This window comes from Longimicrobium sp., from assembly GCF_036554565.1.
In the GTDB taxonomy this organism is placed as follows: Bacteria; Gemmatimonadota; Gemmatimonadetes; order Longimicrobiales; family Longimicrobiaceae; genus Longimicrobium.
In genome coordinates this window covers 1-7,776 of sequence record NZ_DATBNB010000302.1, presented here as the reverse complement: position 1 = coordinate 7,776, position 7,776 = coordinate 1, and the positions used below count along the sequence as shown (strand labels likewise).

Below are 7,776 nucleotides of genomic sequence, written 5' to 3'. Positions count from 1 at the left end.
CCCCCCCCCCCCGCCGCGGCATGCGCCGGCCCAGTTCGAAACGCTCTGACGTCGCGGCCTCTGCACAGGTGACTGCTGCCGCGCCCGGGCTTGTACGTGGCTCAGGCTAGATCCTTCGGCCCGCGAGGAATGTGCTGCGGGCAGACAGGGTGCGCCTGGGCCTCCAGGATGACAGGCTATGGTGTTGCAAGGAGTTATGGCGACGCCCCACACTGGCTCCCTTCCCCCGCGCAGTTTGCGGGGGAAGGGCTGGGGATGGGGGCGCCGCGGCATGCGCCGGCGCCAGTAGAAGCGCACCCGAACCCCAGAAGGGTGTTCCCGCGGCCCTCGAGGGTTCCTGCGGAGTGTGTGGCGGATCCCTCGGTCGCTGCCGTCTACGGTGTGGCCGAAGGTTCGGGGTGGCCGCTCCGTCGGGATGACAACATGGCGGGCCGGGTGCTCGCGCTTTACCTCGGGCAGCACACCGGGCTGGCTCCCTTCCCCCGCGCGGTTTGCGGGGGAAGGGCTGGGGATGGGGGGCGCCGCGGCATGCGCCGGCCTCGGTCGAAACGCCCCGAGCCCGTCGCCGCCGCCGCCCGTCTACTTCTCCACGACGACGCCCTTCCAGAACGCCACGTGGCCGGCGATGTTCTTCGCTGCGTCCTTGGGTTCCGGGTAGTACCACGCAGCATCCACGTTCTCCTGCCCGTCCACCACCACGCTGTAGTAGCTGGCCGTGCCCTTCCACCCGCAGAACGTGTGGGTTTCGGTGGGACGCAGGTGCTCGTGCCGCACCGCGCCGGGCGGAAAGTACACGTTGCCCTCCACCACCTCATACGCATCGCTTTCCGCGATCACCGCCCCGTTCCAGGTCGCCCTCGCCATCGTGGACCTCCTCATGAAGTTCAGCGCGCCAGGATGCTCGCCGCGCGGTCGGTCGCGGCGTCCAGCGCGGTAAAGGGGAGCAGTTTGCCCGTGGCCGTCTCGTAGACGAACGCGCGCTGGCGCATGCGCTCTTCCGGCACCTGCTGTCCCTGCGGCGGCTCCAGCGCGTAGACCAGGATGCGGCCGGGCCCGATGGCATGGTACTCCAGCAGCCGCATCGGGGGCCGGATCACGGGGCGAAGGTTGCGGCCCTCCAGGTCCGTTACGTACAGCCAGCGCGGGTCGCGGTCGTCCAGCTGCCCGTTGCCGTTGCCGTCCTCCATCGCCATTTGGTACGAAATCCAGTCCTGCGATGCGTTGGCCGAAGGATCACGGGGGCGTGGATACCGCACCTCGCCGATGTAGGCGGGCCTGTCCAGCAGCAGGCGGGCGCCCTGGTCGTCCAGGAAGACCACGTTCACCGGCGGCTGCTCCTTGTCGCCCCGGTAGTGGCTCTGGTATGCCTGCCCGTTCCCCACCATCGCGATCATGGCCGTGCTGCCGCGAATGGAGTCGGGCATGCCCACCCGCACCGCACGCGCCTCCTGCCGCGGCTCCCCACTCTCCCTCGCCACGCGCACGGCGGCCTCGTCCGCGCCCATCGTGCGGACCCACCCCGTGACGGCGACCACGGCGAACACCAGCAGGAACCCGAGCAGCAGCACGCCGATGGCCAGCCAGATGGCTCGCAGGGCGCGGTCGACGGAAAGCTTCATTGCGGAGCGGGGAAGTGGGGAACGGCGGGATGCACAGCACGCAAAGTGAAGCGGGGCGCGGGTCCCGGCAAGGAACCCCGCCCCGCTCTCCATATTCCCAGCGCGCGCCTACCGCGATGGCGATGGCCGGAAGCGCTCCAGGTACGGGGTGGCGTGCACCAGGTCGTAGTCGGGGTGCTCGTCCACGTACCGGCGCAGCAGCGGGCCGTGGCCGGTGCCCATGATCACCAGCACGCGCTCGCCGGGTCGCGCCACGCGGGTCACGTTGGCGAAGATCTTCAGGTTGCGCGCGTACCAGTCCGCCACCATCTGCGCCCCGATGAACGACGTGTCGCTGCCGATGGGGACGAAGTGCAGGTACAGCGACTCCAGACTGTCGGCGGCCGGGCTGTTCTCCCGCCGCAGCACCTCGCCCAGTGAGGCATTGGCGACGGCGGCGCTCTTTTCGGCCACCAGCTGCTGGATCATCGCGCCAATGCGCTGGGCGGCGTCGGCCTGGCCGTTGCGGGCGGCCCACCCCAGCACGCCGGCCACGTCCAGGTCCTGCCGGTGGTCTACGGCGTACACCCGCGGGTGCCCCAGCATGTGCGCCAGGCGAAAGCCGATCTGGTCGACCTCGTTGCGCCCCAGCGCAATCTCTCCCCGCCGGTACGCCTGGTACCGCGCGTTAATGGCCGAGTCGCGCGCCACCGGCACCTCCACCGCGATACGGGTGGGCCGGAACTCGGAGAGCGCCGCGGCCAGGGCGGCGATCTCCGTCTGGCGCCGCTCGGCCAGGACGTCGTCTACCTGCGTGTTGCTGTAGTCCTGCCCGGGATTGTCCCAGTGCGGCGTGCCCAGGACCATCACCTGGGCGCGCGGCGCGGTCTGCGCGAACGCGCCGGTGGCGAGCGCGAGCGCGGCCAGCAGGGCGGGGAGAGTGCGGATTCGTGCGGCGGCCTTGGGCGGCATGGGATCAACGTCTCCGGAGACGGGTTTTCTGGATGGAGATCGGGCGACGAGGGGAGTACGTGCAGCGGGCGGACCGGGTTTCCGCCATCACCCGGGTCGATCGACCCACGAGAAACCCGCGGCCGGCGCGATCCGTACGGAGCCCACGGGGAGCACCCGACGGGAGCCGCCACGAAGGGAGGAACCTTCGCCGGGCCGCTCGGTATGACCCGTCGGCCCCGGACGGCGCCCCGCGAAAGATGCACGGCGGGGCCGTTGACGGGCCGGGCGGGGCGCTCTACCTTGTGCGCCCCAACAGTCACAAACCCCAACCTTCTGGCGTTTTCAGCATGCCTTGCCTGCACCCTCACGGCGTTACGGACCTGCCCGGCTCCATCCGGGTACGGCTTCGCATGCCCGTGGCGGCGGCATGCGGGCCAGGGGGCGGCACGCGAAGCGCGTAGGCAAACCGCCACGCGCAGATGCAGCCGCCGCCCGGACGCTCTCTCAGCGCCGGGCGGCTTCGTTTCGGCCTGCGGCAGACCTTTTGCAAGTCCGGACCGATCCGCGCTCGCGCGGGCGGCGGACCTTTCAGGAAGAGCACGTGAAGAACGACGACATGGCTACGACGCAGCGAAAGGCAACTCGCAAGCGCAAGCGGCAGGCACCCAGCCTGGACGCGGGCTTCGCCGTCGCCGCCGAGGACCAGAGCAGCCTGGACCAGTACCTGAAGGAGGTCAGCACCCACTCGCTGCTGACCCCCCCGCAGGAGATCGAGCTGGGCAAGCGCGCGCAGGCGGGCGACGAGATCGCCGTCGCCGAGCTGGTGCGCGCCAACCTGCGCTTCGTCATTTCCGTCGCCAAGAAGTACCAGAACCGCGGCGTTTCCCTGGCCGACCTCATTCAGGAGGGGAACGTGGGGCTGGTGACGGCCGCGCGGAAGTTCGATCCCGACCAGGGGGTGAAGTTCATCTCGTACGCCGTGTGGTGGATCCGCCAGGCCATCCTGTCGGCGCTGGCCAACCAGGGGCGCAGCGTGCGCGTGCCCCTGAACCGCGCCAGCGACCTGGCCAAGATCTTCCGCGAGCGGGAGCGGCTGAAGCAGGAGCTTCGGCGCGATCCCACGCCGCAGGAATTGGCCGAGGCCACCAGCCTGTCGGTGGACATCGTCGAAAGCCTGCAGACGCTGAACGCGGCCGAGATCCGCCTGGACGCCCCCATCGGCGACAGCGACGACAGCCAGCTGATGGACCGCTTCGTGGCCGACTCGGCCATCGAGACGGAGGACGAGGTGGAGGAGCGGCTGCTGTCCGAGCGCATCGACAAGGCGCTGGGCACGCTGCAGCCGCGCGACGCCAAGGTGCTGAAGCTGTACTTTGGCCTGGAGGGCGGGCGCGAGCACACCCTCGAGGAGATCGGCGACATCCTGGGCGTTACGCGCGAGCGCATCCGCCAGCTGCGCGACCGCGCGCTCAAGCGGCTGCGCGAGGGCGAGATGGGCGACGCGCTGGCTTCGTTCGCGGCCTGATGCGCGGCCACCCGCTCCCGGTACGGTCGTTCACGGCACCTCTCCATCCGGAGGGGTGCCGTCGTCTTTTCACCCGAAGCCGTCATGGTGCGGACGGCGTTTTCCCATCGAAGGCTTCATGCTGACGGGCACGGTTCGCAGGGCGCAGGGCGGGTTGTACGAGGTAGAAACCCCGGACGGGGTGATCGAGGCGGTGCTGCGCGGCCGATTGAAGCGCGAGCAGCGCACCGGCGAAAAGGTGGTCGTGGGCGACCGCGTGGACGTTCAGCGCGAGAGCACGGGCGAGGAAGAGGCCTGGACCATCGAAAACGTGCACGAGCGCACCACCGTGCTGGCCCGCAAGGCGCCGGGCAAGGCGCCGCGCCCCAAGGCCATCGTGGCCAACGTCGACCAGGTGCTCGTCGTCTTCGCCGCCGCGAAGCCGGATCCCCACCTGCGCATGCTGGACCGCTTTCTGGTGATCGCCGAGTCCAGCGACATCGCCCCGCTGATCATCGTCAACAAGGTAGACCTCATCGGCATCGACGCGGCGCGGGCCATCTTTGCCCACTACGAGCGCGCCGGCTACACGGTGATGTACACGGCGGCCAAGGCGGGGCTGGGTGTGGCGGAGATGGGAGAGGCGCTGTGCGGGCGGCTGTCCGCGCTCACCGGGCCGTCGGGCGTGGGAAAGAGCAGCCTGTTGAACGCGGTGCAGCCGGGGCTGGGGCTTCGCGTTTCCGCCATCAGCGAGGCCGTGAACAAGGGGCGGCACACCACGGTGACGGCGCAGCTGATTCCGCTGGAGTGCGGCGGCTGGGTGGCCGACACCCCGGGGCTTCGCGAGCTGGGGCTGTGGGAGATCGACCGCGACCAGCTTCACTTCTACTTCCCCGAGTTCGAGAACCTGCTGGACGACTGCCGCTATCCCGGTTGCACGCACACCCACGAGCCCGGCTGCGCCGTCCGCGCCGCCGTGGACGCGGGGCACATCCATCCCGGGCGCTACGACAGCTACCGCCGGATGTACGCGGGCGAGCAGGAAGAAGGCGGCTGGGACGGATAGCGCGTCGCGCCGGCTGTCATTCTGAGGAAGCGGCCAGGACCAGCTCGCACGCGAGCGACAGCCTGCAGCGACCGAAGAATCCGCCACACATTCCGCGAGCCGCTCCATTGCATCGGTGCGGGTGGTGGCAAGGAGGCCGGCCCTGGTGAGGCGGACAGCAGCCGGGTGTGTGGCGGATCCCTCAGTCGCTGCGAAGGATGGGGCACCGGCAGGTTCACCGGGGCCGCTCCATCGGGATGACATCGGGTGCTTCGAAGTGAAAGCCGGAACCCTCCCACGGCCTGCCCGCGGGAGGGTTCGTCGCGTGTTGCGGTTGCGGCACGCCCATGTGACCTCCGCGCGCGAGACTCGTCTACTGTGCAAGCGCCGGGACATCACCGGCCGACACACCCGAGATGACGAGCAGACACATGTTCAAGAACGCGAAGGGGATCCTTCCCCTGCTCGCCGCCCTGGCCCTCGCCGCGTGCGATGGCGGAACGGGGAGCGACCAGGCCCGGCTTTCCATCCGCCTGACCGATGCGCCCGGCGACCTGGCGCAGGCGTGGGTCAAGATCGACCGCATCTACCTGCAGGGCTCCGCCGCCGACAGCACCGGCGGCCGCCACGACGTGCTGACGGCACCCACCGGCTGGGTGGACCTGCTGACGCTTTCCGGCGGGCGCACCGCCGAGCTGGTGAACGGGGCCGTGGTCCCCGCCGGACGCTACTCGGAGCTTCGCTTCGTGGTGTGCCAGGCGTACGTGGTCACCAAAACGGGGACCGTGTACGCCACGAAGGATGCCGAGCTGCCCGCCGGCGCCACCGCCACCGGCCAGCTGCAGGTTCCGTCGGGCTGCTCCAGCGGCATCAAGGTGAAGTTCCCGGGCGGTGACGAAGCCGTGGTGCTGGAGAGCGAGTCCGCGATCATGACGGTGGACTTCGACGTCACGCAGAGCTTCGGGCACCAGGCCGGCAACTCGGGCAAGTGGGTGATGCACCCGGTGCTGCGCGCCACCGGCGTCGGCTTCGCGGGCGGCATTGGCGGCGCCGTGTCGCTGGCGCAGGGCGTAACGCTGCCCACCTGCGGCGGCTCGGCTGTAACGGTGCAGGCGTTCACCCCCCGCGCCATTGCCGGCGCCGACTCGCTGAACGCCACCGTGGGCACGGACGCGCGCTACCGCATCACCGCGGCGCCCGGCACGTACACCATGACCTACGTGCCCGTGGTGGGCGACACCAACGGCGATTCGCTGACGGTGACCGCCACCCCCAGCGCGCCCACGGTGACGGTGGCCTCCGGCGCCACGGCCACGGCGGACTACACCATCACCGCGGCCACCTGCAAGGCCAAGCCCGCGGGCTGATCTCGCCGGGCGCGGACGAAAGAACGCCAGGATCGGCGCGGCCCCACGGGCCGCGCCGATCGTCGTTTCGGACGCTGGCGCGATCGTGCGCGTCCAAGGCGCCATCGCGTCGAGGGAAACGGATTGTTCGCGCGCGCCGGTTGAGTTACCTTGGGCGAACTCGCCCCAGCAGCGTACACCCGCGGCCCCCGTTCGGCCGCGCTTCCGCTGCACCGCCGCCTGCCCATCCCCGCGCCCATGGATCTTCGGGACGCCATCATCCGCGTGTACGAAAGCACCGACATGGCCTCCGCGGTACGCGCGGCCGCGGCGGCGCTGCCGGACGACGTTTCGGCGTGCGCGGTCTGGGTGGACGGGTCCGGAAGCCGCCGGGCCGCCGTTCCCGAGGGGGTGAGCGTGTCGGCCGAGCTGGCCCGCGCCGCCCGCGAGGCGCCCTCTCCCGTGGTGCATCCCCTCTCCCCCGCCTTTCCCGAAGACGCCGCCGACCATCCGGGCGACTCGGCGCTCGTGCTGCCGCTGTCCGAAAACGGCTCCGGCGCGGGCGCGGCGGGTGCCGTGCTGCTGATCGCCCCGCCGCGCGCGTTCCCGGCGGACGGGGCGGCGTGGCAGCCCCTGGCGGCGGCCCTGGGCCAGGTGGCCGCGCGGACGGCGCGCGCCGCCGCGCTGGAGGAGGAGCGCGAAACGTACCGGCGCCGGGCGGAAGAAAGCGAGGCGCTGCACGTGCTGGGGCTGGCGGCCAACCGCACGCTGGACCCCGACGAGGTGCTGAACATGGTGGCGCGCTTCACCCGCACGCTGCTGGGCGCGCACTACGTAACGGTGAGCGCCCGGCAGGGCGGGCGCATCCGCACCCTGGCCTCGGCGGGGCTGCGCGCCCCCGAGGGCACGGGGGACGATCCGTTCGCGGCGCGGGTGACCGACGCGGGGAAGCCGCTGACGCTGCGGGCGGGTGAAGACGGCCCCGTCCCGGAGCCCTTTCACGCCGCCGAGGGGATGCGCGTGGCGCTGGGAGTGCCGCTGGCGCTGTTCGGAGAAACGTTCGGGGCGCTGGTGATCGGATACCGCCGCGCCTACGAGATCACCTCGCGCGACACCCGGCTGGCGCTCACGCTGGCGGGGCACGCGGCCGTGGCCATCAGCAACGCGCGGCTGCACGGGGCGCTGGCCGAGCGCAGCGGCGAGCTGGAGCGCGCCAACGAGGAGCTGCGCTGGACCACCGAGGCCAAGGACCGCTTCTTCGCCTCGATGAGCCACGAGCTCCGCACCCCGCTCAACGCCATCCTGGGGTACCAGAGCCTCCTGCTGGAG

7 protein-coding genes are annotated in these 7,776 nt (G+C 71.0%); 4 read left to right on the top strand and 3 right to left on the bottom strand.

Features of this window, described 5'->3' with window-relative positions; all coding sequences use genetic code 11:
* Positions 1–579: 579 nt before the first annotated feature.
* The 3 genes from VIB55_RS08185 to VIB55_RS08175 all read right to left on the bottom strand — a co-directional run bounded on the left by VIB55_RS08185 (position 580) and on the right by VIB55_RS08175 (position 2,570).
* Positions 580–864: a DUF427 domain-containing protein gene (locus VIB55_RS08185; protein WP_331876185.1), complete on the bottom strand. Its 285-nt coding sequence runs from the start codon at positions 862–864 to the stop codon at positions 580–582.
* 20 nt (positions 865–884) lie between these two features.
* Positions 885–1,619, bottom strand: a complete 735-nt coding sequence (locus VIB55_RS08180; protein ID WP_331876184.1) for a hypothetical protein — start codon at positions 1,617–1,619, stop codon at positions 885–887.
* A gap of 108 nt (positions 1,620–1,727) precedes the next feature.
* Entirely contained in the window at positions 1,728–2,570 is an 843-nt protein-coding gene (locus VIB55_RS08175) for a DUF5694 domain-containing protein (protein ID WP_331876183.1), read from the bottom strand.
* Positions 2,571–3,153: 583 nt separating this feature from the next.
* On the opposite strand from VIB55_RS08175, the gene VIB55_RS08170 reads away from it, so the two are divergent.
* From VIB55_RS08170 to VIB55_RS08155, 4 genes are all read left to right on the top strand, one after another.
* Positions 3,154–4,077: an RNA polymerase sigma factor RpoD/SigA gene (locus tag VIB55_RS08170; protein WP_331022243.1), complete on the top strand. Its 924-nt coding sequence runs from the start codon at positions 3,154–3,156 to the stop codon at positions 4,075–4,077.
* A gap of 118 nt (positions 4,078–4,195) precedes the next feature.
* Positions 4,196–5,122 carry a ribosome small subunit-dependent GTPase A gene (rsgA, locus tag VIB55_RS08165; RefSeq protein WP_331876182.1) on the top strand — a complete coding sequence of 309 codons (927 nt, stop codon included), beginning with the start codon at positions 4,196–4,198 and terminating at the stop codon, positions 5,120–5,122.
* A gap of 410 nt (positions 5,123–5,532) precedes the next feature.
* Positions 5,533–6,468 (top strand): DUF4382 domain-containing protein, encoded by a 936-nt coding sequence (locus VIB55_RS08160; RefSeq protein WP_331876181.1) that lies wholly within the window; start codon positions 5,533–5,535, stop codon positions 6,466–6,468.
* Positions 6,469–6,705: 237 nt separating this feature from the next.
* The coding region (locus VIB55_RS08155; protein ID WP_331876180.1) for a GAF domain-containing protein at positions 6,706–7,776 on the top strand (1,071 nt) is incomplete at its 3' end.

Excerpts from the sequence above, each read along its gene's own strand:
- VIB55_RS08185 (WP_331876185.1), bottom strand. The coding sequence starts at position 864 with ATGGCGAGGGCGACCTGGAACGGGGCGGTGATCGCGGAAAGCGATGCG.
- VIB55_RS08180 (WP_331876184.1), bottom strand. The coding sequence starts at position 1,619 with ATGAAGCTTTCCGTCGACCGCGCCCTGCGAGCCATCTGGCTGGCCATC.
- VIB55_RS08175 (WP_331876183.1), bottom strand. The coding sequence starts at position 2,570 with ATGCCGCCCAAGGCCGCCGCACGAATCCGCACTCTCCCCGCCCTGCTG.
- rsgA (WP_331876182.1), top strand. The coding sequence starts at position 4,196 with ATGCTGACGGGCACGGTTCGCAGGGCGCAGGGCGGGTTGTACGAGGTA.
- VIB55_RS08160 (WP_331876181.1), top strand. The coding sequence starts at position 5,533 with ATGTTCAAGAACGCGAAGGGGATCCTTCCCCTGCTCGCCGCCCTGGCC.